Below are 25,945 nucleotides of genomic sequence, written 5' to 3'. Positions count from 1 at the left end.
GTCGGGCCCCTGTCAGCTCGGTGTCGAGCGCTAGACGCCCCCACGACACCAAGGGTGCCTTGGGGGCCGCAGGCCATGGCATAAAACGCAACGTTGCCCTGGGCCAGGACCACTTCGCCGTTGTTACCGACCCCCGAGTCAGGATTGCCGCTGGCGTCGAAGCCCTCTTGAGGGGGGGATTACCGAGGCTCAGATCCTTGCCGCCTACGGTCTTGGTGTGCGTGCCCGAACGCCTGGAAGGAATACTCATTGGCCTGCTCCTTGGGTTCAAGTTATGCATACGCTACATGTTGAGCGTGTCGAAGTCGGCCTGATCGAAGACCCACCTCAACCTGCGCTCATACCCAATCCGTCCCTTATATGCCTCCCCACTGTCCACCCAGCCAGCCTTCAGATACAGCCCCATTGCCGCCACATTGTCCGCGTCCACCGACAATTCCAGGCCCTTGATCTGCGGCCACGCTTGCCGTGCCGCCGCCGGAAGGGCTTGCAAACAGGCCTTGCCGAATCCGCGCCCTTGTTGATGCCGATCCACTTGCAATGCATGCAAGGTCGCGCTGTGTTCATCGGCCCAGTGGGGCAGGCAGGGTGGGCGTTTGAGCAGGAGGAAGGCCACGGGCAGGTCGTCGGCGAGCAGGGCGAAGCCTTTGATGGTGCCAGGGTTGGGATTGACCAGCAGGCTGTTCAGTGCGCAGTGGATATCACCGGAATACGCCAGTTGCTCGGGATGCACGTGCAGGGTGTCGAGTTGCTGTTTCTGCACAAGGCTCAACGTCTCATAAAGGGCGAGGCGGGTTTCCATCGGGGGCGTATCCGAAATGCTACAAAGAGGCCTGGATTCTAGCGGGTTTACCGGGGCGAAAATATTTTTAAGCGGCGTGTCGATTTGCCGAAGGGCCATTCGACTAAGGGTGTCTTTCGTGATTTTCACCCCCAAGGAGTATCGCCATGAGCACTGCCATCAACACCCTGATCGAACAATGGAAACGCGCCGTCAGCGCCAAGGATGTCGAGAAAATAGTCAGCTTCTACGCCGACGATATCGTCGCGTTCGACGCCGTTAACGCCCTGCAATTCAAAGGCAAGGCCGCTTACCAGGCGCACTGGCAGGCCTGCATGGAATTCTGCCCCGGCCCGGGCGTGTTTGACTTTCATGAGCTGCATATCGTCGCCGCCGAGGACAGCGCCTTTGCCCACTGGCTCGCCCACTGCGGTGGCACTGGGCCGGATGGCGTGCTCAAGACCTGCTGGATGCGGGTCACCGCCGGTTACCAGCGTATCGACGGCCAATGGAAAGTGGTGCATGAGCACTGGTCCGCACCGTTCGACATGGAAACCGGCGCCGGTCTGTTCGACCTGAAACCTTGACCGTCGCGATCTATAGTCAGTAATCCGAAAACGGAGAACGCCATGAAATACCTGTGCCTGGTCTACAGCGAAGAAGCGTTGCTGCACAGTCTGCCCGACAGTCCCAAGGACCCGGAATGCCACGCATACGCCGAAGCCGTTCACGGCAGTGGCCGCATGCTCGCTGCCCAAGCGCTGGAGTCGGTGAGCACCGCCACCACCGTGCGGATGCGCAATGGCAAGTTATCGATCACCGACGGGCCGTTTGCCGAGACCAAGGAGCAACTCGCCGGGTTCTACCTGATTGAGGCCCGTGACTTGAATGAAGCGATCCAGGTGGCCGGCGGCATTCCGGCTGCCCGGGTCGGCAGTGTGGAAGTGCGCCCCGTGCGTGAATTGAATCTCTGAACAGAACAACCATAAGACTCAAGAGGTTTACCCCATGTCTACGCAACCTGCCGAGTTTGAATTGTCCATCAGCCGCGTGATCGATGCGTCGCGCAGCCGGGTGTTCCGCGCCTGGACCGAACCTGCCTTGCTCCAGCAATGGTGGGGCCCCCATGGCATGACCACCCCCGAGTGCGAAATGAACCTGTGGGTCGGTGGCCTGTTTCGCACCTTGATGCGGGCGCCGGACGGTGCCGAGTACCCGACGCAGGGTGTGTTTCTGGAAATCGATGCGCCCAATCGACTGGTGTTTACTGACGCCTTCATGCCCGGCTGGATCCCCTCGGGCAAGCCGTTCATGAGCGCCGAAGTCACCTTCGAAGAGGTCGACGGCAAGACGCTTTACACCGCTCGCGCCATGCACTGGAGTGCCGAAGACAAGCAGGCCCACGAAGCCATGGGCTTTCATGACGGCTGGGGCCAGAGCCTGGATCGTTTGGTCACCCTGGTGACCCAGGGCATGCCCGATTGACCCTGTCGGTCGAGGCCATTTACCGCAGCGAATCACGCCGGGTGCTCGCGACGCTGATTCGCTTGCTGGGTGACTTCGACCTGGCCGAGGAAGCCCTGCACGAAGCGTTTTTCGTGGCGGTGCAGCGCTGGCCGCTGGACGGTGTGCCGGACAATCCACGGGCTTGGCTGGTGTCGACTGGTCGCTTCAAGGCCATCGACCGGCTGCGCCGCGAGGCGCGTTTCACTCCGTTGCTGCAGGAGCAGGCCGATGCGTTGGAAGCGGCTGACTGGAGTGACCAAGACGTGGAAGACGACCGCCTGCGGTTGATCTTCACCTGCTGCCACCCGGCGTTGGCGGCGGATGCCCAGGCCGCGCTGACCTTACGTGAGATCTGTGACCTCACCACCGAAGAAATCGCCCGCGCGTTCCTGGCCACACCCGCCACCATCGCCCAGCGCATCGTGCGGGCCAAGGGCAAGATCCGCGAGGCCAAGATCCCTTACCAAGTGCCATCCCTGGACGAATTGCCCGAGCGGCTGGACAGTGTATTGCGGGTGATTTACCTGGTGTTCAACGAGGGGTATTCGGCGTCCATGGGCGCTGACCTGACCCGTGAAGCGTTGACGCGCGAAGCCATTCGCCTGGGGCGTTTGTTGCTGGAATTGCTGCCCGAGCCCGAAGTCATGGGGCTGCTCGCACTGATGCTGTTGCATGAGTCCCGACGCCCGGCGCGCACCTCGGCCAACGGGGAGTTGGTGCTGCTGGATGAACAGGACCGCTCGCTGTGGGATGCGACCCTGATTGCCGAAGGTTGCACGTTGGTAGAGCAGGCGCTGGGCACTCGGCGCTTTGGCCCGTATAGCCTGCAAGCGGCCATCGCGGCAGTGCATGCCGAAGCGTCGCGTGCAGATGAGACGGACTGGCCGCAGATCGTCGGGCTCTACGATGTATTGCTCAGGGCGGCGCCATCACCGGTGATCGAATTGAACCGCGCCGTGGCGCTGGCTATGCGGGATGGGCCGTTGGCAGGGTTGCAGCAAGTGGAGGGGATTCTGGCGCGCGGTGAGTTGCTGGATTACCACTGGGTGCATTCGGCGCGGGGAGAGTTTTGTCGGCAATTGGGGCGAGTTGAAGAGGCGCGCGCAGCTTACGAAAAAGCCCTGTCACTGACCCAGCAAGCCCCGGAGAAACGCTTCCTCGAACAACGCCTGGCCGAGCTGCAATCGCCCCTCCGCTGACGATCCAAATATGGGCGCTGGCTTGCCAGCGCCCACAGTGAACCGGGTTGTTTGCACTGTCTGGGTTATGGCTGCTGACGCGTCGCGGCCAACACGATCTCACGAATGCACACATGCTGCGGCTGCTCAGTCATCGGATTAAGCTATGGATGTTCGTCACCTCAGGGCATTTCTCGCGGTTTTTGAAGAGCGCAACACCAGCGTTTGTTCATCAGCCAGCCGACCTTGTCGGTGACCCTCAAGCAGTTGGAAGACGAACTGGGCGTGGCGATGTTGCCCCAGTCGCTGGCGGTTGAGCGGGCTGGCGTGGCGATTCGGCAGTGGCACCTGCCCGCACCTACACGCCGAGTGGGATTGTGTTTCGCCGCGCAAGCCTTGGAGTCGCCCGCGTTACGCGCGCTGCACGAGTATTTCCAGACAAACCGACCGCCACAATTGTCGGCCGCATAACGCTGTAGGCGTTATTCGAGCATCTGGCTCAGCATCCAGCTTCCGGCTGGCCCCGGTGGGTGTTGCCGTGACCACAGGGCATCCACCGCCACCGAGCGTGGCCAACCGCGGACGTTGAGTTCAACCAGCTCGGCATTGCCAAAACGCTCCACCAACCAGCGCGGTAATTCCGCCCAGCCGAAGCCGAGTTGAGCCATCTCCATCAGCATCAGAAAACTCGGCGCAGACCACACACGGCCGGAGGGGCGCGTTTCGTTGGGGCTGATGATGCTTGCCAGGCGCAGTTCACGGTATTGCTGCAAGGCGTGCGGGTCGATGTTTTCTACGCGGGTCAATGGGTGGGTAGGCGCGACGAACAGCGCGATTTCCGTGCGTTCGGCGACGGGCGAGCGGGTCAGGTCGGGCGGGTAAACCTCCTGGGCTTCGATCAAGGCAATCTGTGCGCGACCGCTTTGCACCAGGGCGATCAAGTCTTCGCACTCGGCGATCAACCATTCCAGTTCAAGGTCCGGGTAGCGTTGTTCGAAGGCCTTGAGGGCGAGTTCGAAGCGTTCTGACTGATAAGTGTCTGACATGGCGATCGTCACCTTCGGCTCCAGCCCTTGAGCCAACTGGCTCGCCGCCAACTCCAGGCGACTGCTGGCCTCCAGCACCTGCTCGGCGCGTTGCAGCAGGACATGCCCGGCCGGAGTCAGTGTCGGTTTGCGACTGCTGCGGTCGAACAGCACTACATCCAGGTCAATCTCCAGGCTCGCCACCGCCGCACTGACGGTGGACTGACTCTTGCCCAGCTTGCGCGCCGCGGCAGAAAACGAACCTTGGGTGGCCGCTTGGACAAATGCTTGCAGCACTTCGTGAGAGGCCATGAGTATCGCCTTGATCGATGGTTACTAGTTATGAAGTATCGATTCAAAGGGTAATGATGGCAACCATCGTTACTCACGGAGAAGGGTCATGCACCCCACCAAGTCGATTACTGAACGTGTTTGCCAAGCCCTGGGTTTTGAAGGCCTGGCGTTGTTGATCTGTACACCGCTGCTGGTCTGGATCACCGGGCGGCCGGCCTTGGAGATGGGGGCGGTGACCTTGGGCCTGAGCCTGTTGGCGCTGACCTGGAACATCATTTTCAACAGCCTGTTCGACCGCCTCAAGGTGCGCCTGCAACTCTCGGGTGGCGGTTGGACGCGGGTGTTGCATGCGCTGATGTTCGAAGGCGGACTGATTATCGTCGCGGTACCTTTGATCGCGGCGTGGCTCAACATCAGCCTGATGCAGGCGTTTATGCTCGACATCGGCGTACTGCTGTTCTTCCTGCCTTACACCTATGTGTATCACTGGGGGTATGACGTGATTCGGGAAAAAGTCATCAACAGAAACGCCAGTCTCTGTAGGAGCGAGCTTGCTCGCGAAGAGCGTTAACGATAATGCGGGTTGCCTGGATAAGCGTGGTGCTCTCAGGTTTTTCGCGAGCAAGCTTGTTCCTGCAGGTGATGTGTGAAATCAGAGAAACATGCCGCCCGAGGCCTCGATGCGCTGGCCGGTGATCCAGTTGCTGCCGTCGGCCAGCAAGGTGGAAATCGCCCCGCCGATATCGTCCGGCAAACCGGCGCGCCCCAGGGCCGTGTTGTTGGCCACCATCGCGTTCAAGTCCGAGTTGTCGCGTACTGCGCCGCCGCCGAAATCGGTGGCAATCGCGCCGGGGGCCAGGGTGTTGACGGTGATCCCACGTGGGCCCAGCTCTTTGGCCTGGTAGCGGGACAGCACCTCCACGGCACCTTTCATCGATGCATAGGCCGCATACCCCGGTAGGCTGAATCGCGCCAGTCCGCTGGAGATATTGATGATGCGCCCGCCATCGCTGATCAGTGGCAGCAGTTTTTGCGTGAGGAAAAACGGCGCCTTGAAGTGGATCGCTACCAATTGGTCGAACTGGGCTTCGGTGGTCTCGACAAAGCTGGCGTGGGCGCCGATGCCGGCGTTGTTGATCAGAAAGTTGAAGTGCTCTTGTGCGAATACATCCTTGAGCAAGCGGCCGACTTCGCTGACAAAACCATCGAAGGTGCCGCTCTGGCTCACATCCAGTTGCAGCATCGCGGTGCGGCCACCCAAGGCCTGGACCTGCTCGACGACTGACTGGGCCTCAGCCGCTGCGCTGTGGTAGGTGCCGATGATATCGACGCCTTGTGCCGCCAGGTGCAACGCGGCGCTTTTGCCCAGGCCACGGCTGGCGCCGGTGATAAGTGCGATTTTACGAGTCATGGTGCAGTCCTCTCAGGTGATCAGTGACACTGAGTGTATTTATTCGCCCATAACGTGATAAACAGCGTTATCCCGGAATCACTGGCCGGATAAGGCGAACAATCCCATGAACAAGCTTGAGCTGCTGCGCACCTTCGTGCGCGTCACCGAACTGTCGAGTTTTACCCAGGCCGGTGAGAGCCTGGGGCTGCCGCGTTCTACGGTGTCAGAACACGTGCAGGCCCTGGAGCAATTGCTCGGCACGCGTTTGCTGCAGCGCACCACGCGCAAGGTGCAGGTTACCCAGGACGGCCGTGTGTTGTATGAGCGCAGCAAGGACTTGCTGTCGCACATGGAGGAACTGGAGGGGTTGTTTCGTCAGGATGAGGCGCAATTGACCGGACGGATTCGCGTGGACATGCCTAACGTGATGGCGCGCGGCATGATCCTGCCGCACCTGCCGCTGTTCATGGAACGCCATCCGCTGATCCAGATGGAAATCAGCAGCTCCGACCGACAGGTGGACCTGATCGCCGAAGGTTTCGACTGCGTCTTGCGGGTGGGCGCCCAGCCCGATCAAACCGTGGTGGCGCGCCGGGTGTGCAGTATGCCGATGGTCAACTGCGCGAGCCCGGCCTACCTGCAACGTTATGGCGTGCCCCAGACCCTGTCCGACTTGGCGGACCATCAATTGGTGCACTATGTACGGCCGTTGGGCGCCCGTTCATCCGGCTTCGAGTATCAGTCGGGCGGCAAAGTGCAGCGCGTGCCGATGGCGGGGCGTGTCACCGTCAACAGCACGGATGCTTATCAGGCGGCGTGCCTGGGCGGCTTCGGCATTACCCAAGTGCCGCTGCTGGGGATACGCGCCTTGTTGGCCAGCGGAGAGCTGGTGTCGGTGCTGCCGGACTACCCGGCGCCGCCGTTGGACGTGTCATTGCTGTACGCCGGCCAGCGTCATTTGCCGTTGCGGGTGCGGGTGTTCATGGACTGGTTGGCCGCCACCCTGCAAGCCCATCTTTAACGCCGCGCCGACAACTGTTGCGGCGCCAGGAACGCGTCGTGGAAGTAATCGCGCACCGCCTGCATCGCCGGGGTGAATGCGCGCTCGCGGTGCCAGGCGAGGCCCACGCTCATCGGCGTGACCGGATCAGTGACCGTGAGCGTTTCGATGCGCTTGCCTTCCAGGGACCAAGGCCGATGCACCAGGTCCGACAGGATTGCCACGCCGCTGCCGTTGGCGACCATGCTGCGCACCGCCTCCACTGAGCTGGTGCGCAGGCGCACCTTGGGCGTCTGCCCGGCGTGCTCCCAATACCGCATGGCGCTGTGTTCGGCCTCGTCGACGGTGAGCAGGATGTAGGGCTCCTGGGCCACATCCGCCAGGCTCACGGCGCCACGTTCGCACAAAGGATGATGGCTGGGCAGCCACAGGCGACGCTCCGAGTTGAACAGAATTTCTGAAACGATATCCGGGTGGGTCAGGTTGGCGGTGAGTACCACGGCCATGTCGAACAGGCCGTCGAGCAGACCCTGTTCGATGGCCTGCCGCTCCTGTTCAAACACCTCGATGGTCACGTCCGGATGCCAGTGCTCCATGCGCTGCAGGTGGTGCGGCAAGAAGTAACCGAGGACCGTGTAGCTGGCGGCCAGGCGCAGCACGCCACGGGCGCGGTAATCGGGCAGCGGGCTGTTCAGCGCGTCATCAACGCTGCGCAGGATCACGTAGGCACGGTTGAGAAAGTGCCGGCCGGCGTCGGTCAGGTTCATGCCCTGGGCCGAGCGCACGAACAGTTGCACGCCGAGCATGGCCTCCAGTTCCTTGATCGCCGTGGTCACCGCCGATTGCGAGATGTTCAGGTGAATGGCCGCCTGGGAAATCTGGCCGATTTCGGCGGTGGCGACGAAATAACGAATTTGGCGCAAGGTCAGGGACATAGCGATATCTGTTTTTCAGAAGATGGGTCATCTGATAATAGATCTTCCCAAGGGGTCAAGCGGCAGCCTACTTTTCCTCCATCACTTAGGCGGAGCGACTCTGATGCAGGCAGTGGATTTCAACTCGGACATGGGCGAGGGCTTCGGCCCCTGGACCATCGGCGACGGCGTCGACGCGGAGCTGATGGCTTATATCAGCTCGGCCAATATCGCCACCGGCTTCCACGCCGGTGACCCCGGCACCATGCGTCGCACGGTCGAGCGCGCCAAGCAACTGGGCGTGGCCATTGGGGCGCATCCGGGCTTTCGGGACCTGGTCGGCTTCGGTCGTCGCCACATTAACGCGCCAGCCCAGGAGCTGGTGGACGACATGCTCTACCAGCTCGGCGCCCTGCGTGAAATCGCCCGGGCCCAAGGTATGACTCTGCAACACATCAAGCCCCATGGCGCGCTCTACATGCACCTGGCCCGTGATGAAGAAGCCGCACGGTTGCTGGTACAGAACCTGCAAATCATCGAGCCGAGCCTGCTGTTGTACTGCATGCCCAACTCGGTGATCTGGCGCGTGGCCAAGGAGCTGGGGCAGCCGGTGGTGCGGGAGTTTTACGCCGACCGTGAGTACGATCTGACCGGCTCCATCGTGTTTACCCGCAACGTGCGGGCACTGGATCCTGCGACGGTGGCGGCGCGTGTCCTACGGGCTTGTCAGACGGGGCGTGTGCGAACTGTAGAAGGCGAAGACCTGCTCATCGAATTCGATTCCATCTGCCTGCACAGCGACACCCCCGGTGCGCTGGAGTTGGTGGAAGCCACCCGCGAAGCCCTGGACCAAGCGGGCATTACCGTCAAAACACCACAATAAGAACCATCCCCCATTTTTTCGCCTGCCTTTCTACAATGATTCCAAGAGGAACAGACATGGCTGAAACATCCCCCATCCGCTACAGCTTCGGTGGCGATGAACACCTGTTTGCCGAGGTCAGCGACAGCATGTCCCTGGAGGCTTTTTTCACAGGCATGGCGGTGACCCGTGCCGTGGAGCGCCTGGCGTTGGAAGGCGTTCTGGATGTATGCCTGGCCAATGCATCGTTCCAGATCCGCTTCGACCCCGACCGCATCGCCCCCCATGTGCTGCTTGATGCGGTGCAGACCGCCGAAGCCCAGGCCGTGGCCGAGCGCACCTTGCACACGCGCATCATTGAAATCCCGGTGCTCTACAACGACCCGTGGACCCACGAAACGCTGATGCGTTTTCGCGACCGCCATCAAGACCCCAGCGGTACGGATTTGGAATACGCTGCGCGCATCAACGGGCTCGCCGATGTGGAGGCGTTTATCGCCGCCCACAGTGGCGCGCCGTGGTTTGTGTCGATGGTCGGATTCGTTGCGGGCTTGCCGTTCATGTTCCAGATGGTCGAACGAGAGCGGCAGTTGCAGGTGCCCAAGTACCTGCGCCCGCGTACCGACACGCCGAAACTCACCCTTGGCCATGGCGGCTGTTTTGGTTGCATTTACTCGGTGCGCGGTGCCGGTGGTTACCAGATGTTCGGCGTGACCCCGGCGCCGATCTACGATCCGGCGCAGCAACTGGCCTACCTCAAGGAACACATGGTGTTCTTCCGTCCTGGCGATATCGTGCAGTTCAAACCCATGGACCGTGCGGCCTACGACCTGGCCGTTGCCGACGTGGACGCAGGACGTTTCGACCTGCGCATCCGCCCGGTGGAATTTTCCCTCGATGCCTTTCTCGCCGACCCCATTGGCTATCCAAAATCCCTGCAGGAGGCGCTGGCATGATCAAGGTTCTCAAACCCGGCCTCGCCACCTCTGTGCAGGACCTTGGCCGCGAAGGTTACTACCACCTCGGCATTCCGCCGTCGGGTGCCTTGGATCAGTACGCGTTGAGTGCGGCCAACCATCTGGTGGGCAATCCGGTCGGCGCTGCGGGCTTGGAGTGCACATTGATCGGCCCCGAACTGGAATTTCAGCAAGACGCGCTGGTAGCACTCAGCGGCGCCCTGATGTCACCGCGCCTGGACGGTGAAGTGGTGCACCAGGACACCGCGTTTCAGGTGCGTGCGGGTCAGGTGTTGCGCTTTGAATTTCCCAAGGCGGGCGCGAGGACCTATCTCGCGGTGGCCGGTGGCATTGATGTGCCGGTGGTGCTCGGCAGCCGCTCGACCTATGCCCTCGGCGCACTCGGCGGGTTTCACGGACGGCGCTTGCAGGAAGGTGATGAATTGCCCATCGGTGAAGCCAGCGGCACGGGCCGGGCGGGCAACAGTCTGCCGATGGCGCTGCGCCGATCAGTGGGCGGTGACGTGACGCTGCGCGTGGTGCCCGGGCTTTATTACGAACGCCTGACGGAGGCGGCCAAAAGCAGCTTCTTTGCCGAGCCGTGGACCGTGGGTTCCGAAGCCGACCGTATCGGCTATCGCTTCAAGGGCGGCAGTGCGTTGAGCTTCCAGCCACGGGAGCAACCTTTCGGCGCGGGCTCTGATCCGTCGAATATCGTCGACAGCTGCTACCCGATTGGCTCGATCCAGGTGCCGGCAGGGCTGGAGCCGATTGTGTTGCACCGGGACGCGGTGTCGGGCGGTGGCTACGCGATGATCGGCACCGTGATCAGCGCCGACCTGGACCTGATCGGGCAGATGCAGCCGAACCAGCGGGCGGGGTTTGTGGCGGTGACGCTGGAGCAAGCATTGGAGGCGCGTCGGGTGTACAAGAAACGCGTCAAAGCGATGACTGGACTCTTCAACAACTGAAGAAATAAAAATCCAAATGTGGGAGCGGGCTTGCTCGCGAATACGGAGTTTCAGTCACTGGAGATGTTGACTGAACCACCGTATTCGCGAGCAAGCCCGCTCCCACATTTTGTCCTGAGTTGTGTCAGAAGAGTTGGGTGAACAGCCAGTAGAGGCTGCCCGACAGCAAAATTGCCGCCGGCAATGTCAGCACCCAAGCCATCAGCAAATTACGGATAGTCCGCATCTGCAAGCCACCGCCATTCGCCACCATGGTCCCCGCGACACCGGACGACAACACATGCGTGGTCGAAACAGGCAAACCGTACATATCCGCCGCGCCGATGGTCAGCATCGCCACCATCTCGGCCGAGGCGCCTTGGGCATAAGTCAGGTGCGTTTTACCGATCTTCTCACCGACGGTCACCACGATGCGCTTCCAACCCACCATGGTGCCCAGGCCGAGGGCGATGGCCACGGCGATCTTCACCCACAGCGGAATGAAGCGCGTGGAACTGTCGATCTGTTGCTTGAACAGTTGCAGCTTGCCCTGGGTATCCGCGTCGAAATTACCGACCTTGCCTTTGTCCATCAACCGAATGGTTTCGCTGGTCAGGTACATGTCGTTACGCACGTTGCCGACGGCCTCGGCAGGCACTTTGGCCAGGGAACCGTAGCCTTTGACTTCATCACCGATCTGCCCGGCCAAGGCGGCGAGGGCCGGGATCAGTTCCGGGGTGGCTTCCTTGGTGCGCATGTAGGTCGAGAGGATCGGGCGCGGATCGCCCGTCAGTGCTTGCGGTGCGCTTTTCAGCAGCGCCACTTGGGTCACTTCGGCCACCGCCGCGAACTGCAACGACTGCTCGGCCGGCATGGTGCGGTTCAGCGCGTAGGCCATCGGCAGGGTGCCGACCAGGATCAGCATGATCAGGCCCATGCCTTTCTGCCCATCGTTGGAGCCGTGAGCAAAAGACACGCCGGTGCAAGTGGCGATCAGCATGCCTCGGATCCACCACGGCGGCGGCGTGTTGCCTTTGGGCGCCTTGTACAACGCGCGGTTCTTGACGAACGCGCGCAGGGCCAGCAACAGCATCGCCGCAAACGCGAAACCGATCAGCGGCGACAACAGCAAGGCGTAACCGATCTTGATCGCCTGGCTCCAGTCCACGCCGCTGGTGCCGTCACGCCCGTGCATCAAGGCATTCGCCACGCCGACGCCGATGATCGAGCCGATCAGCGTGTGGGATGACGACGCCGGCAAACCCAGCCACCAGGTGCCGAGATTCCACAGGATCGCGGCGATCAACAGGGCAAAGATCATCGCGAAACCGGCCGAAGAACCCACCTGCAAAATCAACTCCACCGGCAGCAACGCAATGATGCCGAACGCCACCGCACCGCTGGAGAGCAGTACGCCGAGGAAGTTGAAAAAGCCCGACCACACCACCGCAAAATGCGGCGGCAGCGAGTTGGTGTAGATCACCGTCGCCACGGCGTTGGCAGTGTCGTGGAAGCCGTTGACGAACTCGAACCCGAGGGCGATCAACAGCGCCACACCCAGCAGTAGAAAGGGTGTCCACGTCGTGAGCTGCGCGCCCATTTCATGCATGTCATGCATCAGGCTGTAGGCGGTGAACAACAGGCCCATGGCGAGCACGGCGAAAAACACGATCACCGTCACCAGGCCGGGTTTCTTGTCCAGCCTGGGTTTAGGGTCTGCAGGTGAGGCGTGGGTGGAGGCAGTCAGGGAAGGGGTGGCCATGCCGGAGCATCCAGTGTGGGAAGGATGTCGTTCATAGTCATTGCAAAATGTTACAGGGATGCTGCCATACATCAGTGTTTGGGTGATTGAGCTGGCCGCTGGTCAGTAATCCTTGCGCTTCCTGAACGCCCAGCGCCCGGCGATCAGGGTAAAGGTCGCGACCAGTGCCACCAATATCCAAAACCCCTCCGGGTCCTGGGAAAGCGGCACACCGCCCACGTTCATGCCAAAAAAACCGGCGATGATATTGATCGGCAATGCCAGCACCGTCACCACGGTGAGGGTAAACAGTGTGCGGTTGCTTTGTTCGTTGAGGTTGGCGGCGATTTCTTCCTGCAACAACTTGATGCGTTCGCCCAGGGCCATCAGGTCATTGATGATCAGCGCAAATTCCTCGGTGGACTTGCGCAATTCCTTCACGTCTTCCTTTTGCAGCCATTGCGGCGGGCGGTTGAGCAGGCGCAACAGCGAGCCCGGTTCCAGCGCCAGCAGGCGTTGCAGGCGCACCAGCACCCGGCGTGCAGCACCGAGTTCGGCGCGGTTGGTGGACAGACGTGACGACAGTAACTGGTCTTCGATATGGTCGACGCTGATGCTGGTCTTGCGCACGATCTGGGTCAGCACTTCACCCTGGTCGCGCAACAGGTGTACCAGCAAGGCCAACGGTGAGCGAAAGCCTTCGCCAGCCTTAACCGACGAGCGCAGCTTGTCCACCGAGTGCAGCGGTTGCAGGCGCGCGCTGATCAGCAAGCGACTGCGGGCGCAGACCCACAGCGTGGAGATATCCGACGACACCATGCTGCTGAAGTTGAACACCACGTCGTTGACCACCGCCAGCAAGGCCGAGTCGACGTGTTCGATGCGCGTGGAACGCGAGCCTTCATGCAGGGCTTCGAAGAATTCTTCCGGCAGGTCCAGGTTTGCCTGCATCCAGCGCTCGCACGCCGCATGGGCGAGGTTCAGGTGCAGCCACATGAATTCTTCCGGGTCGCCCGGTTGGCGCAGGGCCTGGAGCGCCGTGGCCGAATCGATCTGCTCACCCTTTTCACCGGGGCGAAAACGGAAACCGTAAAGCAAGCCAAACAGGTCGGAATCCTGATGGCTGTGGTCGATGCTGTGGTTCATGGGGACTCGCAGAGAAAAGGCCTGTAGGACGTTTCACAGGTCGCGTCGCGAATCATTGCAAGGGGGTTTGACAGTTTTGTGACGGTTTGCGAATTACTTCGCTGTTGAGCGCTTGATCAGGCCGTTGGCAGGCTAGGACGCAGATCGTGCCGGAGAACTGGCCGCCGGTGCGGAACTCCGGCACCGAAATGTAGCTTTCAAATGGGTAGGGACGCTGGGAGTGGTGGTCCTGGTAAAGCGGATCTTAGTGCCCGCGCCGACGAACGTAATTAAGCGACCTTGCGCGCCGTAAGTGGAATTTCATTCGGTGAATTGAGCTTTTTTCCTACGCACGGACATAAAAAAACCGCGCGACCCGAAGGTCGCGCGGTTTTCAGTGAAGCGGTCACTCAGCTATCGATCTTGTCTTCCAGCACGGCGCCGGTCTTGGCGTCGAGCTTCACTTCAAAGCGCTTGCCGGCGGTGTCGGTCAGGTCAACTTCGTAGACCAGTACACCGCTGTTGTTGTGGTCCAGCTCGGTGTCAGTGATGGTGGCACCCGCGTGTTTGGCCACGGCGGCAGCGTTGAGTTTGTCGAAAGGCATTACGGCGCCGGACTTGAGCAGGCCTTCAATCTGGTCTGGGCGAACATCCGCCTGGGCCAGGCCAGCGGTCAGGGTCAGGGCGGTAGCGGCGAACAGGGCGGTCAAGGTTTTCATGGTGTGTATCCTTTTCGAGTGAGCTGTTTAAGTGGGATCAGGTTAACCAGCGCAACTTAACTCACCCTTAATTAATTCAAACAGTTGCGCAGTTTGTTCAATCCGCCAGGCGCGGGGGATTTCATGCTGGAGGCTCACTTGAAGGGAGACTCTGCATGAAACGGTTAGTGAGTTGGATCTACGCGCCTGCATTTCTGTTTGGCTTTATCGCTTGCGGACTCTGGCAACCGCACGCGCTGATTTTGCTGTTCGTGACAGCGGTTGCAGTGTCATTCCTGGCGGAGCAGTGGTTGCCCTATGAACCACAGTGGAATCGCAGTCTCGGTGATCGTCGGCGCGACACCGTGCACGCCTTGGTCAACGAAAGCCTGAATGCCGTGGGCTTGTTGATCCTGCCTGGGCTCACGGCGTTGTTGGCGTTTGAAGGCATTTGGCCGCGTGGCTGGCCGCTGTGGGAACAGCTGCTGATGGCTATTGTGCTGGCTGATGCCGGCATTACGTTGATGCATTACGCCAGCCATCGCATCGCACTGCTGTGGCGCCTGCATGCGGTGCATCACAGTGTGCAGCGGCTCTACGGTTTCAACGGTTTGATGAAGCACCCGTTGCACCAGATGCTCGAAGCCACTGCAGGCTTGCTGCCCTTGATCCTGTTAGGTATCCCGCTGGACGTGGCGCAATTGCTGGCGCTGGCCATTGCTCTTCAACTGCTGTTGCAGCATTCCAATGTGGACATGCGCCTAGGGCCATTGCGCTGGGTGTTCGCCTGGGCGCCGGTGCATCGGTTTCACCACATGAAATACGGCCGTGCCGGGGATGTGAATTTCGGCTTGTTTTTCAACCTGTGGGATTGGCTGTTGGGCACGGCGTATTACCGCTCGGGCTACCGCATCGGGCCCGGGGATCTTGGGATTGGCAGTCGGCCGGATTTCCCGGTGGGCTATGGGGCGCAGTTGCGTGATCCTTTCAAGACGGTTGGCTTGAGCAAAGAGCCGTCACTGCCGGATGGTCTAGGTTAACAACTCAACCTTCAGCTGGCGCAACGACGCCGCCGCCGTGACGCCAAACAACTGCTTCATGGTCCGCGAAAAATGCGCTGAGTCGGCAAACCCCGCACCGTGAGCCGCTTCGGTCAGCGTGCCACCGGCAAGCGCCAGGTGCAGGGCGATGCGCAATCGTCGCCACAGCACCAGGCGACGCACAGGCAAACCGAGTTGGTGGGCGAACAGTCGTTCCAGTTGACTCAATGACAGGTGCGCGGCCTGGGCCAGGGCCTGGGCCGAGACTTTGCCGGCGAGGTGTTGATCCAGTGCGGCGAGGGCGCGCTCCAGACGTGGATCATCCAGGCTGCGCCGAGGCAGTCGACGCATTGCCTCCAGGGAGAGGTCCTGGTGCAGCAAAGGGGCAATATCAAACACGGCAGGTTCGGCGTACAGCACCGAGACCTCACCTTGAGTCTCAAGAATGGCGTGAGTCTGTCGCGATGGGATAAACAGGCGGTGGGCCGTGGTGACCTGGCCGTCGAGGCTGACCGTGATCGGTGAGCCTGTGGAGAACATCAATTGGTGGGCGTAGTGCGCATGGGGCGCGGTGCGCCCCAGCTCGCCGCGGATCAGGCCGTAGTCACGGCCCAACCACAGGCGGCCTGACCATTCGGCCTTCACTCAGTACTTATAGTCGTTCAGCAGATCCTGCACGCTGGACGACGGCCAGCGCTTGTAGAACTTCAGCAGTTCGGCGGCGCGGTTGGTGAAGATGCCATCGACGCCAGCCTTCATCACTTTTTCGAAGTCCACCGGCTCGTCCACGGTGTAGACGTGTACCAGCAGGCCTTTGTCGTGGGTCAGCTTGTTCATTTCCGGTTTGACCAGGTCCGAATAGCTCTGGTCGCCGTGATTGGTCAGCTCAGCCGATGGGCCGGTGCCGATGGCGCCGAGGCTCTTGGCTTCGTCGACCCACTTTTCGAACTCGGCAGCGTCTTTCGGCTCTTGCTTGGCGTAATAGGCGGCCTTGGTGGTTTCGCCGGATTCAGCGAACGTCTGCTTGTTCTTCGGTTCGATACTGCCTTCACCCACCCACAGCAGCAGGATTTTCGGGGTGTTCGGCATTTCTTTCTGCAGCTCTTTCAGGCTGGCCACTTCGAAGGTTTGCAGCACCACGCGACCCTTGCCCTGGCCGACGCCAACGTTGCTCTTGCCCAGCTTGGAACCGGCGGAGCTCAGCCAGCCTTTGTCGAGCAGCTTGTTCTTCAGGTCGGCTTCGATGCCGGGGAATTGCTTGGGCTCTTTGGTTTCGATGTACAGGCCGGGTTTGTGCTGAGGGTTGCCTTCAGCGATCTTGATGATGTCGTCCAGGCTCTGGATTTTCAGGCCGACGAAACCTGGGCGCGCGCGGTCCGGGTAGGCGGCGTTGAACCAGCTGCCGGCGTCGAGGGTTTGCAGTTCTTTCCAAGTGAACTCGTTGGCCGGGGCGTCCTTGCGATCAGGGAACTTGGTGGCCACGTCGGTGGTGCGCTGCAGATTATTGTCGTGCAGGGCGAACAGTACGCCGTCCTTGCTGCGCTGCAGGTCCATTTCCAGGTAGTCGGCACCCAGGTCGCGGGCGATCTTGTAGGCGGCAGCGGTGGATTCCGGTGCATCGAAGGAAGCGCCACGGTGGGCGATCACGGCAGGGTAGGGGATGCCTTCGTTGGTCGCCAATTCGGCCGGGCTGATAGGGGCTTGCGCATGTGCCTGGCCAAGGCCGAGCATCAGGGCGAGCAGCAGGGCGCTCTTGGTAGACGTGACAGGCATAGGCGAAGTCCTTTCGTAGAGGTAGCTTTGAGAAGGCCTCCTTTTTAACAATTGATTGCGAAAGGCGCTATCACCAAACCGACATTAACGTGTGCAGCCCTCAATTTTCTCGGTTTTTTTCTCGGGCATTGCCGTATTCTTGGCCGAAGCTGCCCCGTTAGAGGGCGGCGCTTTTCGCCACGCGTGTAAACCATCTTTCCAGTTCCTGTGGGACTTTTCAGTGAGGTTTACCATGCGCATCACCTCCGAGCTTATCTGCCAGGCCGCCGACCAACTCCACGGTTTTGTTGGCCTCAACCGCAAGACAGGCCATTACATCGTGCGATTCAGCGAAGACGCCTTCGGCATGGACGTGGCCGATGACGGCATCATTCCCACCGCCGAATTCGTCTGGCTGCCGGCCCCGGAGCAGACCATGACCCTGTCCCGCGAACGTATCCAGTTGCTGCTGGACCAAAACATCGATGACCGCATCAACATCACCGAGCCGTTGCGGGTGTATATGCGTCGGGTGGAGATTCCGCAGATCAGTGCGTTGCGCAGTCTTGTGAGCTAGCCCGCCTTGAAACGGTAGTCCCGTTCGACTTTGCATACCCGCGTCTGGAAGGCTGAGTACCAGGCGGCGCGCCCTTGTTCGCGCACCGCCCGGTGCTCGGCCTGCTGCTTCCAGGCCAGGATGGCCGCTTCACTCTCCCAGTACGACACGGTGATGCCCAGAGCGTCCTCCCGTGCGGACTCCACGCCGAGAAACCCCGGTTGTTCGCGTGCCAGTTCCAGCATGCGGCTGGCCGCCTGGCCGTAGCCTTGATCGCCTTCGGTGCGCTGTGAGCTGAATATCACCGCGTAGTAGGGCGGGTTGGGTGTGGGGGCGATCATGCGGACTCCGCCTGGCAAGCCTTGAGCAGGGCAATCGCCAAGGGCGGGGTGATACCTTTCAGCGCGACGCGCTCGGGCTGGAACAGGGTGGCGACGAAGAACGGGTGGTCGAGCAATTCCACCGCCCGTAGATCGCCCGCCGAGTCATGGCCGCTGGGGATCAGGTCGCCGTTGAGCAAGGCATCGAGAAACGCGGGGTTCACGCCATAACGGCAGCGATAACCTTCCTGCACATCAAGGGTGCCGTAGGCCTCGGCGATCCGGGTGTAGGGCGCCAGGCGCACGGTGTCGGTGGCTTCCACCAGCGCGCAGCTCAGTGGCGCGATCACAGCGCGCGTGGACTGCGGGGCGAGCTCGCCATGCTCGGCATCCTTCCAACCCAGAACGTTGCGCGCGTATTCAAGCACCGCATGTTGAAAACCGCCGCAAGTGCCCAGGAACGGTCGGCGTTGCTCGCGGGCAAACTGGATCGCGCGCATTGCGCCCTCGGTGTCACGGTAAGGGCTGGCGGGGACGCACCAGAAACCGTCGAAGCCGTGCAGTGACGGGGGCAGGTTATCGGTGTCGAGCCACTGTACGTGAATGCTCAGACCCAGCGTCTCGGCGGCCTGTTGCAGCGCCACGGGGATGGCTTGGTGAGCGATGACATCGGGGTTGTAGTCGCCGATCAGGGCGAGGTGCAAAGGCGTGGTTTTCATCGTGTTCGTCCTAGGGCTTGTGGTGTCCTGGGGCGCACTATAGATTGGCGCTCACGCAATCAATATTGGCGTATCCACACATGCTCAATGCAGCGACGCACTATTCAATCGACTACCCAGACTTATCGTTGATCCTCGCCCTGGTGCGTGGCGGCACGCTCGCACGGGCGGCGGCGCTGTTGCGCGTGGACGTGTCCACGGTGTTCCGCGCGGTGCGGCGCCTGGAGGCGGCGCTGGGCCAGACGTTGTTTGAAAAAAGCCGCGCCGGCTACCTGCCCACCAGTCTGGCGAGCAACCTGGCGCAGCAGGCAGAACGCGCCGAACAAGCGCTGGAGGCCGCGCGCATCGGTGTGGAGCAAGGCGGTGAGGTGATCAGCGGCACGGTGCGCCTGACCTGCACCGACTCGGTGCTGCAAGGCTTGCTGTTGCCGGCCCTGGCGCAGTTCATGCCAGAGTACCCGGCGCTGACCTTGGAGTTGAGCACGTCGAATGATTTTGCCAACCTCAGCCGCCGCGACGCCGATATCGCCCTGCGCCTGACCCGCACGCCGCCGGAGCATCTGGTGGGGCGGCGCCTGGGCAATGTGGCTTATCAGGTGTGTGCCCGTCCGGAGTTCGCCCAACAGCACATGGGTCATGAATTGGCTGACCTGCCTTGGATCGCCCCGGATGACTTCCTGCCCGACCACCCCACGGTCGTCTGGCGCCGCGAGCACTTGCCTGGCGTGCGCCCCAGCTATCGCTGCAACAGCATGTTATCGGTCACCGAGTTGGTGCGTGCGGGTTTGGGGGTGGCGGCGTTGCCCGACTTTTTAATGGGTGAAGGCCTGCAGCCGTTGGGCCCTGCATTGGCGGGGCATGACACAGCGCTGTGGTTGCTCACGCGTCCCGATTGTCGGGCGCTGCGCTCAGTGGTCACGCTGTTTGATGAGTTGGGCCGACACGTGCGGTTGCCTTAGGTTTTTCGCACAAAGTGCTCATGCATTTCGCTCGTCAGGCTTTCGATTCGTTCTGTCAGTTGCTTGGTCATCTCCGTGAGGCGAGTATTTTGCTCCAGCAGCTCCAGTAACTGTTTGCTGGTCTGAGCCGCCTGGGCCTGGCGCTCAGTGTTAGCGCTGGCCAGGGCTTCGCGGTGTTGGGCGTCGGCCTCTGACTGCGCCTTGTCGCGAGCGGCCTGGCGCGTCTGGGCCAGCAGGATCAGCGGCGCGGCATAGGCCGCTTGCAGGCTGAAGGCCAGGTTGAGCAGGATGAACGGGTACACATCGAAGTGCGTGATGCCGGTCGTGTTCAGCACCACCCACACCACCACGATTGCGGTTTGTGCGCCGAGGAAGGTAGGCGTGCCGAAGAACCGGGCGAAAGCTTCAGCCTTGAGGGCAAAAGTGTCATTGCCGAAGGTCGGCGCCAAGTGGGCGTGGCGACGGTGGAAGCGCAGGTGGTCGACGGAAGCGGTTTCGGTCTTTTCTGGGGTCATGGCGGGCTCGGACGTTTGCTTGAAAACAAGCAAGCACTATAGACCGAGCGCTCACCCCCCCGTATGAAGATCGGCTCAGTTGCCACCGCGCTCATTGGCGAATGCACTCACCGCCTGCACCGCGTCGCTGGTGCCTTCGCGGATTTGCAGGATCACCGTGCCGGCGCGGTTGGCCAGGTCGACCCCTTGCGCGGCGCGGTCGCGGGTGCCGTCCATGCTGTGGATGGCTTGGCGGGTTTCGTCCTGGATCATCGCGATCATGCTGGAGATTTCCGCCGTGGAGCCGCTGGTGCGTGCAGCCAATTGCCGCACTTCATCAGCCACCACCGCAAACCCGCGACCTTGCTCGCCTGCACGCGCCGCCTCGATGGCGGCGTTGAGGGCCAGCAGGTTGGTCTGGTCAGCGATGCCGCGAATGGTGTTGACGATGGCGGTGATCTGCTGCGAGCGCTCGCCCAGCTTGGCGATCAGTTGTGAGGAACCGTCGATATCCGCTGCAATATCGCGCATGCCGCTGGCGGTTTGCTGGATCACTTCGGCACCTTTTTCGGCGATGTCCCGGGTGTTCAGGGAGATGTGATACGCCTGGGCGGCACTGGCGGCGTCGGCGGTATGTTGCTGCACCATGGCGGTCACGTCCGAGGCGAACTTCACCACTTTGCACAGGCGCCCGCCAGCGTCGTACACCGGGTTGTAGTTGGCTTCGAGCCACACGGCCTGGCCGTTCTTATCCACCCGTTCGAACTGGCCGCTGAACATTTCGCCCTGGTTCAGGCGTCGCCAGAAATCCTCGTAGGCCGGGCTGTTGGCCAACGCTTTCGTGCAGAACAGGCGGTGGTGCTGGCCCTGGACCTGCGCGAGGGTGTAACCCATGCGCTGCAGGAAGTTTGCATTGGCCGTGATGATGGTGCCGTCGAGGTTGAACTCGATCACCGCCATGGCCCGGCTGATGGCGGCCAGTTTGGCATTGGCTTCACTTTCTGCCTGCAGGCGTGGGGTGACATCCATGGCGTACTTCACCACTTTGATGACATGGCCCGCGTCATCGCGCACCGGGTTGTAGCTGGCTTCCAGCCACACCGACTGGCCATCGCCGGCCACCCGTTCAAAGGTGCCGGACTGGTACTGGCCATTGCGCAGGTTCGACCACAACTGGTTGTACTCGGCGCTGCGGGCGAACGCGGGAGTGCAGAACATTCGATGGGACTGGCCCTCGATCTGCTCGGCGCGGTAACCCATGGCCTGGAGGAAGTTGGCATTGGCCCGCAGCACGTTGCCGTGCAGGTCGAATTCGATCACCGCCATGGAGCGCTCGATGGCGTCCAACAGACTGGCGTGTTGGGCAAGGGTGTGTTGCAGGGAATCTATGGTTTTCTTGTGGGCGTTGAATAGCATGTTCGGGTGCTCGGACAAGCAGGCTGCTGGGAGTTTCCATGGGTGTGCGCCTGCCCCCGTAAGGCATGCGCCGTACGGTTGACTTGCTCATTGTCGGCTTCCTTGTGCCGACAGAGGGGTGGGACAACGGGTTCAGAGTGATCAGCCTGACAAGAAGTTCGCCGCAATGGCAGGACCTTTTTTGGGTAGCCGACAAGTGGTGGCCTTTTGCTTTGATCCAGCGCGCAGGAAGGAAACTCAGATGAGGTGTGGTAGGACCGGTTCCGGCGACTAAGCGACCCTCTCGTCGCTCATGTTGACCCGGTTACGCCCGGTGTCTTTTGCGGCATACAGCGCTCGGTCCGCCGCATTCAGCCACATGGCGGCGTCGGTAAAGACGGGTTGGAAATCGGCCAGGCCGATGCTCAGGCTCACGCGCAATTCAGGGATCTGTGGGTTGCGGTAATTGCTGAAGGTCTCGCGCATGCGCTCCATGACCTGGGCGGCCTGTTCCATGGGCATTTGCGGAAGAATCACACAGAATTCATCGCCGCCATACCGCCCTGCAAGGTCGTTTTCCCTCAGGTTGCGCCGCAGCTCCAGGCTCAGTTGCCGCAGGACCGCGTCACCGACGATATGGCCGTGGGTGTCATTGATCTGCTTGAAGTGGTCGATATCGATCAGGGCGATGGTGGCGTGGCTTTGCTGTTGCTGACATTTGTGGAATTTGAGGTGCAGCAGGTCTTTCCAAGAGCCGTGATTGAGCAGGCCGGTGAGGCTGTCGGTACGGCTTAGGGCACTGAGCGCGCGTTTGTGTTCCGACAACTTAATCGCCAACTGATAGCAAACCATGCCGATGGCCATGGGGTAGAGCGTTAGCATCGGCAGGCAGGTGTAGACCTGGGTGAGGCTGACGTTGGGGTTGAATTTAATGCCGAAAAGCGCACCTGCGACCCCGATACCGGCCACTTGCGCCAGCAGCCCACGCAGGAATAGCCGCTTGCCGCCCGCCGCCACGTTGTTCATGGTCATCATGGAAAGGATGGTGACGGTTGTCAGTGGTGTGAATTGCGTGGCCGCGGCCCAGAACCCGCCGAACAATGAGTCGTACAACAGGTTGCGTTGCTCGGCCTGGTAGGGAAATTGCGAGCGCGCTGAGAGTTGGTAGGCCACATGCGCCCAGGCGAAACCGTTGAACAGCAGAAATGCCCAGACCCAGCCCGGCATTGCGAGCGGATAAAGCGCGCCTGTGACACTGATGCAGCCGATGCCCAAGCCGATAATCCTTGGCTTGTAGATACGTCTGGCAAATGAAAGCCCTTTGCCTCGTCTGTTTTCCATAAATTCCTGGGGCTGTTCTTTATTAGCAGGTGCGGCAAGGCGCGTCAGCGGGTCGAACCGTTGATCGGATAATAGCTGTGAATATTGTCAGTTATTCGCGTGGGAATAATCAGTGTCCTTCCAAGCCATTTGTTCAGGACAGCGCGTGAATATGCCAAAAAGATCAGGAATGTCGTTCACACCACAGGTTTTATGGCTGACGGGAAGGGGTGACTTCGTAGCCGGCCAGGAACAGGTCGATGGCGGACTCGATAACATTGGCCTGAGTGGCGGCGTCCAGAACCGGTTGGCCGAGCGTAATTTGCGGCCAGAAGGCGAACGCCTTGAGCAGGCTCTGAATTTGGTGCGCGGCAAATGCCGGGTCGTTGCAATTGAGCCGGCCATCTTCCTGGGCGGCGCGGACCCATTGGGTAAAACCCTCTTCGCGCTTGCTCAGACGGGTGACCATGTCCTGCGCACGCTCCGGCGAATGGATGGTGGCGGCGATGGCGACCCTGGCAAGGTCGAGGAAATTGGCGTCCGCCATCATCTTCATCTTCGCTTCCAGCAAACCGCGCAGTTGTTCGCGCAGTGGGCGGTCGCTGGCGTAGCTGACGTCGAGCTGCGCAACGCTGCTTGCCCAGAGTTGATGGAGAATTTCGGCAAACAACTCCTCCTTGCTGGGGAAGTGGTTGTACACCGTGCGTTTGGAAACGCCGGCGGTGGCGGCAATCTTGTCCATGCTGGTGACCTCGAAACCGTTTTCGCGAAATTCAGCGATGGCCGCGGCCACGATGGCTTCGCGTTTACGGTCGGTGAGGCGTTGAGGGGCAGTCATGGAGGGCGCTCGGTTCGTCAAGGAAAGTTACACTCAGTAGTTTACTTGCTGTGTATTTTGTTGCAATCTTAAAACTACACTGTGCAGTGTAATTAAAGATCGGTCTGTAGGAGTCACCTGTAAATGGCCACGATTTCGTCCCGTGTCGATTCTTCGCCGGCAGCGCCCAAGCAAGACCAGGGGCACTTCAGCAACGAGGCGCCCGTACAGCAGGGGGGCTTCGGCAAAACCCTGCGTATTTTCTGGAATATGTTGTTCAACAAGCCGCGCAGCACGCGGCCGGTGGGGCAGATCCCGGTGCAGCCGCTGACGCACGAGCAGCTGTTGGCGGCGCCGGATCACAGCGTGTTCCGTCTCGGGCATTCCACGGTCTTGCTGAAAATGCGCGGCAAATTCTGGGTGACCGACCCGGTGTTCGCCGAGCGTGCGTCGCCGTTCAGTTGGGCCGGCCCCAAGCGTTTCCACCAACCGCCCATCAGTCTTGAGGAGCTGCCGCCGCTAGAGGCAGTGATTCTTTCCCACAACCACTACGACCATCTTGACCGCAAGGCTGTCGTCCAATTGGCCGATAAGACCCGCTATTTTCTCGCGCCGCTGGGCGTCGGGGACATTCTGGTGAAATGGGGCGTGGACGCCAGCAAAGTGCGCCAGCTGGATTGGTGGCAGGGCACTGAGGTGGAGGGCATTCGGTTTGTTGCCACGCCTGCGCAGCATTTTTCCGGGCGGGGCCTGTTGGATGCCAACCAGACCTTGTGGTGTTCCTGGGTGATGATCGATGGTGCGCGACGGATTTTTTTCAGCGGCGATACCGGTTACTTCGACGGCTTTAAACGCATCGGCGAACAGTACGGTCCGTTTGACCTGACGCTGATGGAAACAGGCGCTTACAACGTCGATTGGCCCCACGTGCACATGCAACCTGAGCAAACCCTGCAAGCGCATATCGATCTCAAAGGCCGCTGGTTGCTGCCGATTCATAACGGCACCTTCGACCTGGCGTTCCATGCCTGGCACGAACCGTTCGACCGCATCATGGCCCTGGCCTGGGAGCGCAACGTGTGTATCACCACACCGCAGATGGGGCAGGCGTTCAGCTTGAACCAGCCTGAGCGAGGGTGTGCGTGGTGGCTGGAGGTTGAAGCCCAAGGTGCGCAGGAACAGCTAGCCGGCTGACGGAACAGCCGCCGGAAAAAGGAGTTTTCAAGCTGTTTCAGAGCTGCGACAGACGCCAGCCAAGGGTGCGATGATCCCCGGAAAATCAATTCTCGGGGGACGGTATTTATGGAGAGTAAGTGTCGGAAATATTGGCAGGCGGGTATACCGTGCCCACCGAGTCAACCAGCTTCTGTGCTCACTGAAGCGTCTGGCCTGGCGACTTCGCTCAACGAGCAAGGGAACCCGCGAAGTATCGCTTTCGGTGTCGAGCCCCAGGCTCGTGACAACCCTGGACGAATCGTCCCCATTCCAGGTTATGACGCTCCGAGTCTTCCCCTGAAACCCTTGCGCGACCCGGCGCTGTCGTTGATTGCCTTAAGTGGCGTCGATCCCTCTGGGCCGGTGATGGTTGAAGTCCCCTTGGTGGAAAACAACACGGCCTTCACGGCTACTCACGCGCTGGGCGGCAGGCGCGTGGGGTTTGCCGAGCGGTTTGTGGATGACCACGAAGAGGGGCGGATCGAACACCCTCCCTCCTTCCTGAAAGCCTTGGGCATCCTGCGCCAGGCCGGTACCGAGCTGGTACCAGTGCCTGCACACCGGGCCAATCAGACCCTTCACACCCGCAACGAAATCGATGAGCTGGTGCGTGCACTCCGACTGGTTGCCCTGGTATCCGACAGCCGTAGCAGCGCCTTCCACAGCGCGTGCTGGAGTGGCTACCCGGGGGTTGGCGCGCCGCTCGAGGATGGCGCGACGCTGTGGTTCTACGGCGCACGTTGGGCGAAAGATTGGCTGCCGGCGCTGGTACAGGGCTATCAAAACGTGTGCCGTCTGATGGATCGGCAGGATGAGCCACCCGCAGCGCTGAACTATCCCACACGGTGAATCACCCTCGCCGCGCTGCCAAGGAGGGGTGAAGTTTTTAGACTGGCCTACGGATCAACGTTGGTCCTTCTTCATTTCTTACTTCT

General features: G+C 61.0%; 30 protein-coding genes. 15 read left to right on the top strand and 15 right to left on the bottom strand.

What is annotated here, in order from left to right; genetic code table 11:
- Nucleotides 1-283: 283 nt before the first annotated feature.
- Nucleotides 284-802 (bottom strand): GNAT family N-acetyltransferase, encoded by a 519-nt coding sequence (locus tag BMZ57_RS22275; RefSeq protein WP_069672742.1) that lies wholly within the window; start codon nucleotides 800-802, stop codon nucleotides 284-286.
- Between the two features lie 146 nt (nucleotides 803-948).
- Between BMZ57_RS22275 and BMZ57_RS22270 the strand changes: the two genes are divergently transcribed.
- The 5 genes from BMZ57_RS22270 (at nucleotide 949) to BMZ57_RS22250 (ending at nucleotide 3,936) form a co-directional block, all read left to right on the top strand.
- Nucleotides 949-1,368 (top strand): YybH family protein, encoded by a 420-nt coding sequence (locus BMZ57_RS22270; RefSeq protein WP_021491273.1) that lies wholly within the window; start codon nucleotides 949-951, stop codon nucleotides 1,366-1,368.
- Between the two features lie 42 nt (nucleotides 1,369-1,410).
- Complete coding sequence (locus BMZ57_RS22265; protein WP_010208240.1) at nucleotides 1,411-1,755, top strand: YciI family protein; 345 nt, start codon at nucleotides 1,411-1,413, stop codon at nucleotides 1,753-1,755.
- A 34-nt stretch (nucleotides 1,756-1,789) separates the two neighbouring features.
- The gene (locus BMZ57_RS22260; RefSeq protein WP_069672741.1) at nucleotides 1,790-2,266 is read left to right on the top strand and encodes an SRPBCC family protein; all 477 of its coding nucleotides are present in this window, start codon (nucleotides 1,790-1,792) and stop codon (nucleotides 2,264-2,266) included.
- Nucleotides 2,263-3,486, top strand: coding sequence for an RNA polymerase sigma factor (locus BMZ57_RS22255; RefSeq protein WP_069672740.1), 1,224 nt, complete (start codon nucleotides 2,263-2,265; stop codon nucleotides 3,484-3,486). The genes BMZ57_RS22260 and BMZ57_RS22255 overlap by 4 nt, the downstream gene beginning before the upstream one ends.
- A gap of 204 nt (nucleotides 3,487-3,690) precedes the next feature.
- The gene (locus tag BMZ57_RS22250) at nucleotides 3,691-3,936 is read left to right on the top strand and encodes a type 2 periplasmic-binding domain-containing protein (RefSeq protein ID WP_069672739.1); all 246 of its coding nucleotides are present in this window, start codon (nucleotides 3,691-3,693) and stop codon (nucleotides 3,934-3,936) included.
- An 11-nt stretch (nucleotides 3,937-3,947) separates the two neighbouring features.
- Here BMZ57_RS22250 and BMZ57_RS22245 read toward each other — a convergent pair whose 3' ends face one another.
- The gene (locus BMZ57_RS22245; RefSeq protein ID WP_010208246.1) at nucleotides 3,948-4,802 is read right to left on the bottom strand and encodes a LysR family transcriptional regulator; all 855 of its coding nucleotides are present in this window, start codon (nucleotides 4,800-4,802) and stop codon (nucleotides 3,948-3,950) included.
- Nucleotides 4,803-4,890: 88 nt separating this feature from the next.
- Here BMZ57_RS22245 and BMZ57_RS22240 point away from each other — a divergent pair, with 88 nt between their 5' ends.
- On the top strand, nucleotides 4,891-5,355 hold the full coding sequence (locus BMZ57_RS22240) for a multidrug/biocide efflux PACE transporter (RefSeq protein ID WP_010208247.1): 465 nt from the start codon (nucleotides 4,891-4,893) through the stop codon (nucleotides 5,353-5,355).
- 81 nt (nucleotides 5,356-5,436) lie between these two features.
- Here BMZ57_RS22240 and BMZ57_RS22235 read toward each other — a convergent pair whose 3' ends face one another.
- Complete coding sequence (locus BMZ57_RS22235; protein ID WP_069672738.1) at nucleotides 5,437-6,195, bottom strand: SDR family NAD(P)-dependent oxidoreductase; 759 nt, start codon at nucleotides 6,193-6,195, stop codon at nucleotides 5,437-5,439.
- Between the two features lie 106 nt (nucleotides 6,196-6,301).
- On the opposite strand from BMZ57_RS22235, the gene BMZ57_RS22230 reads away from it, so the two are divergent.
- Nucleotides 6,302-7,198 carry a LysR family transcriptional regulator gene (locus BMZ57_RS22230; RefSeq protein WP_010208249.1) on the top strand — a complete coding sequence of 299 codons (897 nt, stop codon included), beginning with the start codon at nucleotides 6,302-6,304 and terminating at the stop codon, nucleotides 7,196-7,198.
- On the opposite strand, the gene BMZ57_RS22225 is transcribed toward BMZ57_RS22230, so the two are convergent.
- Entirely contained in the window at nucleotides 7,195-8,112 is a 918-nt protein-coding gene (locus tag BMZ57_RS22225; RefSeq protein ID WP_010208250.1) for a LysR family transcriptional regulator, read from the bottom strand. The genes BMZ57_RS22230 and BMZ57_RS22225 overlap by 4 nt on opposite strands.
- 103 nt (nucleotides 8,113-8,215) lie before the next feature.
- Between BMZ57_RS22225 and BMZ57_RS22220 the strand changes: the two genes are divergently transcribed.
- Genes BMZ57_RS22220 through BMZ57_RS22210 form a run of 3 tightly spaced genes read left to right on the top strand, consistent with a single transcriptional unit; the run spans nucleotide 8,216 to nucleotide 10,880 of the window.
- Nucleotides 8,216-8,974, top strand: a complete 759-nt coding sequence (locus BMZ57_RS22220) for a 5-oxoprolinase subunit PxpA (protein ID WP_069672737.1) — start codon at nucleotides 8,216-8,218, stop codon at nucleotides 8,972-8,974.
- A 56-nt stretch (nucleotides 8,975-9,030) separates the two neighbouring features.
- Nucleotides 9,031-9,909, top strand: a complete 879-nt coding sequence (locus BMZ57_RS22215) for a 5-oxoprolinase subunit B family protein (protein WP_010208253.1) — start codon at nucleotides 9,031-9,033, stop codon at nucleotides 9,907-9,909.
- On the top strand, nucleotides 9,906-10,880 hold the full coding sequence (locus BMZ57_RS22210) for a 5-oxoprolinase subunit C family protein (protein WP_021491280.1): 975 nt from the start codon (nucleotides 9,906-9,908) through the stop codon (nucleotides 10,878-10,880). The genes BMZ57_RS22215 and BMZ57_RS22210 overlap by 4 nt, the downstream gene beginning before the upstream one ends.
- Nucleotides 10,881-11,004: 124 nt before the next feature.
- On the opposite strand, the gene BMZ57_RS22205 is transcribed toward BMZ57_RS22210, so the two are convergent.
- From BMZ57_RS22205 to BMZ57_RS22195, 3 genes are all read right to left on the bottom strand, one after another.
- Nucleotides 11,005-12,621: an inorganic phosphate transporter gene (locus tag BMZ57_RS22205; RefSeq protein ID WP_010208258.1), complete on the bottom strand. Its 1,617-nt coding sequence runs from the start codon at nucleotides 12,619-12,621 to the stop codon at nucleotides 11,005-11,007.
- A 102-nt stretch (nucleotides 12,622-12,723) separates the two neighbouring features.
- Complete coding sequence (locus BMZ57_RS22200) at nucleotides 12,724-13,746, bottom strand: transporter (RefSeq protein WP_021491282.1); 1,023 nt, start codon at nucleotides 13,744-13,746, stop codon at nucleotides 12,724-12,726.
- A gap of 389 nt (nucleotides 13,747-14,135) precedes the next feature.
- On the bottom strand, nucleotides 14,136-14,444 hold the full coding sequence (locus BMZ57_RS22195; protein ID WP_010208262.1) for a PepSY domain-containing protein: 309 nt from the start codon (nucleotides 14,442-14,444) through the stop codon (nucleotides 14,136-14,138).
- A 155-nt stretch (nucleotides 14,445-14,599) separates the two neighbouring features.
- Here BMZ57_RS22195 and BMZ57_RS22190 point away from each other — a divergent pair, with 155 nt between their 5' ends.
- Nucleotides 14,600-15,463 (top strand): sterol desaturase family protein, encoded by an 864-nt coding sequence (locus BMZ57_RS22190; protein ID WP_010208264.1) that lies wholly within the window; start codon nucleotides 14,600-14,602, stop codon nucleotides 15,461-15,463.
- On the opposite strand, the gene BMZ57_RS22185 is transcribed toward BMZ57_RS22190, so the two are convergent.
- Nucleotides 15,455-16,108, bottom strand: coding sequence for a helix-turn-helix domain-containing protein (locus BMZ57_RS22185; protein ID WP_010208266.1), 654 nt, complete (start codon nucleotides 16,106-16,108; stop codon nucleotides 15,455-15,457). The genes BMZ57_RS22190 and BMZ57_RS22185 overlap by 9 nt on opposite strands.
- Nucleotides 16,109-17,236: a glycerophosphodiester phosphodiesterase family protein gene (locus BMZ57_RS22180; protein WP_010208267.1), complete on the bottom strand. Its 1,128-nt coding sequence runs from the start codon at nucleotides 17,234-17,236 to the stop codon at nucleotides 16,109-16,111.
- Nucleotides 17,237-17,468: 232 nt separating this feature from the next.
- On the opposite strand from BMZ57_RS22180, the gene BMZ57_RS22175 reads away from it, so the two are divergent.
- On the top strand, nucleotides 17,469-17,792 hold the full coding sequence (locus BMZ57_RS22175) for a DUF2025 family protein (protein WP_010208268.1): 324 nt from the start codon (nucleotides 17,469-17,471) through the stop codon (nucleotides 17,790-17,792).
- Here the strand turns inward: BMZ57_RS22175 and BMZ57_RS22170 are convergent.
- Together BMZ57_RS22170 and BMZ57_RS22165 are read right to left on the bottom strand one after the other, a co-directional pair.
- The gene (locus tag BMZ57_RS22170; protein WP_010208269.1) at nucleotides 17,789-18,112 is read right to left on the bottom strand and encodes an antibiotic biosynthesis monooxygenase family protein; all 324 of its coding nucleotides are present in this window, start codon (nucleotides 18,110-18,112) and stop codon (nucleotides 17,789-17,791) included. The two genes, BMZ57_RS22175 and BMZ57_RS22170, sit on opposite strands and share 4 nt — an antisense overlap.
- Nucleotides 18,109-18,810 (bottom strand): CTP synthase C-terminal region-related (seleno)protein, encoded by a 702-nt coding sequence (locus BMZ57_RS22165; RefSeq protein WP_047543048.1) that lies wholly within the window; start codon nucleotides 18,808-18,810, stop codon nucleotides 18,109-18,111. The genes BMZ57_RS22170 and BMZ57_RS22165 overlap by 4 nt, the downstream gene beginning before the upstream one ends.
- 80 nt (nucleotides 18,811-18,890) lie before the next feature.
- Here BMZ57_RS22165 and BMZ57_RS22160 point away from each other — a divergent pair, with 80 nt between their 5' ends.
- On the top strand, nucleotides 18,891-19,769 hold the full coding sequence (locus tag BMZ57_RS22160; RefSeq protein WP_010208272.1) for a LysR family transcriptional regulator: 879 nt from the start codon (nucleotides 18,891-18,893) through the stop codon (nucleotides 19,767-19,769).
- On the opposite strand, the gene BMZ57_RS22155 is transcribed toward BMZ57_RS22160, so the two are convergent.
- From BMZ57_RS22155 to BMZ57_RS22140, 4 genes are all read right to left on the bottom strand, one after another.
- Entirely contained in the window at nucleotides 19,766-20,284 is a 519-nt protein-coding gene (locus BMZ57_RS22155; RefSeq protein WP_010208274.1) for a DUF1003 domain-containing protein, read from the bottom strand. The two genes, BMZ57_RS22160 and BMZ57_RS22155, sit on opposite strands and share 4 nt — an antisense overlap.
- Nucleotides 20,285-20,359: 75 nt before the next feature.
- Complete coding sequence (locus tag BMZ57_RS22150; RefSeq protein WP_010208276.1) at nucleotides 20,360-21,679, bottom strand: methyl-accepting chemotaxis protein; 1,320 nt, start codon at nucleotides 21,677-21,679, stop codon at nucleotides 20,360-20,362.
- A 270-nt stretch (nucleotides 21,680-21,949) separates the two neighbouring features.
- The gene (locus BMZ57_RS22145) at nucleotides 21,950-22,999 is read right to left on the bottom strand and encodes a diguanylate cyclase (protein ID WP_044287745.1); all 1,050 of its coding nucleotides are present in this window, start codon (nucleotides 22,997-22,999) and stop codon (nucleotides 21,950-21,952) included.
- A 190-nt stretch (nucleotides 23,000-23,189) separates the two neighbouring features.
- A complete protein-coding gene (locus BMZ57_RS22140; RefSeq protein WP_044287744.1) occupies nucleotides 23,190-23,816 on the bottom strand; it encodes a TetR/AcrR family transcriptional regulator in 627 nt (208 codons plus the stop codon).
- A gap of 123 nt (nucleotides 23,817-23,939) precedes the next feature.
- Between BMZ57_RS22140 and BMZ57_RS22135 the strand changes: the two genes are divergently transcribed.
- Both BMZ57_RS22135 and BMZ57_RS22130 read left to right on the top strand, forming a co-directional pair.
- The gene (locus BMZ57_RS22135; RefSeq protein ID WP_042571261.1) at nucleotides 23,940-24,989 is read left to right on the top strand and encodes an MBL fold metallo-hydrolase; all 1,050 of its coding nucleotides are present in this window, start codon (nucleotides 23,940-23,942) and stop codon (nucleotides 24,987-24,989) included.
- Between the two features lie 174 nt (nucleotides 24,990-25,163).
- The gene (locus BMZ57_RS22130) at nucleotides 25,164-25,859 is read left to right on the top strand and encodes a hypothetical protein (RefSeq protein WP_254668484.1); all 696 of its coding nucleotides are present in this window, start codon (nucleotides 25,164-25,166) and stop codon (nucleotides 25,857-25,859) included.
- Nucleotides 25,860-25,945: the final 86 nt, after the last annotated feature.

The organism is Pseudomonas simiae (assembly GCF_900111895.1).
In the GTDB taxonomy this organism is placed as follows: domain Bacteria; phylum Pseudomonadota; class Gammaproteobacteria; order Pseudomonadales; family Pseudomonadaceae; genus Aquipseudomonas; species Aquipseudomonas simiae.
This window is presented reverse-complemented; position numbering and strand designations above follow the sequence as displayed.

Excerpts from the sequence above, each read along its gene's own strand:
- BMZ57_RS22160 (WP_010208272.1), top strand. The coding sequence starts at position 18,891 with ATGCTCAATGCAGCGACGCACTATTCAATCGACTACCCAGACTTATCG.
- BMZ57_RS22145 (WP_044287745.1), bottom strand. The coding sequence starts at position 22,999 with ATGGAAAACAGACGAGGCAAAGGGCTTTCATTTGCCAGACGTATCTAC.
- BMZ57_RS22175 (WP_010208268.1), top strand. The coding sequence starts at position 17,469 with ATGCGCATCACCTCCGAGCTTATCTGCCAGGCCGCCGACCAACTCCAC.
- BMZ57_RS22150 (WP_010208276.1), bottom strand. The coding sequence starts at position 21,679 with ATGCTATTCAACGCCCACAAGAAAACCATAGATTCCCTGCAACACACC.
- BMZ57_RS22155 (WP_010208274.1), bottom strand. The coding sequence starts at position 20,284 with ATGACCCCAGAAAAGACCGAAACCGCTTCCGTCGACCACCTGCGCTTC.
- BMZ57_RS22135 (WP_042571261.1), top strand. The coding sequence starts at position 23,940 with ATGGCCACGATTTCGTCCCGTGTCGATTCTTCGCCGGCAGCGCCCAAG.
- BMZ57_RS22190 (WP_010208264.1), top strand. The coding sequence starts at position 14,600 with ATGAAACGGTTAGTGAGTTGGATCTACGCGCCTGCATTTCTGTTTGGC.
- BMZ57_RS22140 (WP_044287744.1), bottom strand. The coding sequence starts at position 23,816 with ATGACTGCCCCTCAACGCCTCACCGACCGTAAACGCGAAGCCATCGTG.
- BMZ57_RS22195 (WP_010208262.1), bottom strand. The coding sequence starts at position 14,444 with ATGAAAACCTTGACCGCCCTGTTCGCCGCTACCGCCCTGACCCTGACC.
- BMZ57_RS22265 (WP_010208240.1), top strand. The coding sequence starts at position 1,411 with ATGAAATACCTGTGCCTGGTCTACAGCGAAGAAGCGTTGCTGCACAGT.
- BMZ57_RS22165 (WP_047543048.1), bottom strand. The coding sequence starts at position 18,810 with ATGAAAACCACGCCTTTGCACCTCGCCCTGATCGGCGACTACAACCCC.
- BMZ57_RS22230 (WP_010208249.1), top strand. The coding sequence starts at position 6,302 with ATGAACAAGCTTGAGCTGCTGCGCACCTTCGTGCGCGTCACCGAACTG.
- BMZ57_RS22270 (WP_021491273.1), top strand. The coding sequence starts at position 949 with ATGAGCACTGCCATCAACACCCTGATCGAACAATGGAAACGCGCCGTC.
- BMZ57_RS22260 (WP_069672741.1), top strand. The coding sequence starts at position 1,790 with ATGTCTACGCAACCTGCCGAGTTTGAATTGTCCATCAGCCGCGTGATC.
- BMZ57_RS22180 (WP_010208267.1), bottom strand. The coding sequence starts at position 17,236 with ATGCCTGTCACGTCTACCAAGAGCGCCCTGCTGCTCGCCCTGATGCTC.
- BMZ57_RS22240 (WP_010208247.1), top strand. The coding sequence starts at position 4,891 with ATGCACCCCACCAAGTCGATTACTGAACGTGTTTGCCAAGCCCTGGGT.
- BMZ57_RS22245 (WP_010208246.1), bottom strand. The coding sequence starts at position 4,802 with ATGGCCTCTCACGAAGTGCTGCAAGCATTTGTCCAAGCGGCCACCCAA.
- BMZ57_RS22210 (WP_021491280.1), top strand. The coding sequence starts at position 9,906 with ATGATCAAGGTTCTCAAACCCGGCCTCGCCACCTCTGTGCAGGACCTT.
- BMZ57_RS22215 (WP_010208253.1), top strand. The coding sequence starts at position 9,031 with ATGGCTGAAACATCCCCCATCCGCTACAGCTTCGGTGGCGATGAACAC.
- BMZ57_RS22225 (WP_010208250.1), bottom strand. The coding sequence starts at position 8,112 with ATGTCCCTGACCTTGCGCCAAATTCGTTATTTCGTCGCCACCGCCGAA.
- BMZ57_RS22275 (WP_069672742.1), bottom strand. The coding sequence starts at position 802 with ATGGAAACCCGCCTCGCCCTTTATGAGACGTTGAGCCTTGTGCAGAAA.
- BMZ57_RS22220 (WP_069672737.1), top strand. The coding sequence starts at position 8,216 with ATGCAGGCAGTGGATTTCAACTCGGACATGGGCGAGGGCTTCGGCCCC.
- BMZ57_RS22170 (WP_010208269.1), bottom strand. The coding sequence starts at position 18,112 with ATGATCGCCCCCACACCCAACCCGCCCTACTACGCGGTGATATTCAGC.
- BMZ57_RS22200 (WP_021491282.1), bottom strand. The coding sequence starts at position 13,746 with ATGAACCACAGCATCGACCACAGCCATCAGGATTCCGACCTGTTTGGC.
- BMZ57_RS22235 (WP_069672738.1), bottom strand. The coding sequence starts at position 6,195 with ATGACTCGTAAAATCGCACTTATCACCGGCGCCAGCCGTGGCCTGGGC.
- BMZ57_RS22205 (WP_010208258.1), bottom strand. The coding sequence starts at position 12,621 with ATGGCCACCCCTTCCCTGACTGCCTCCACCCACGCCTCACCTGCAGAC.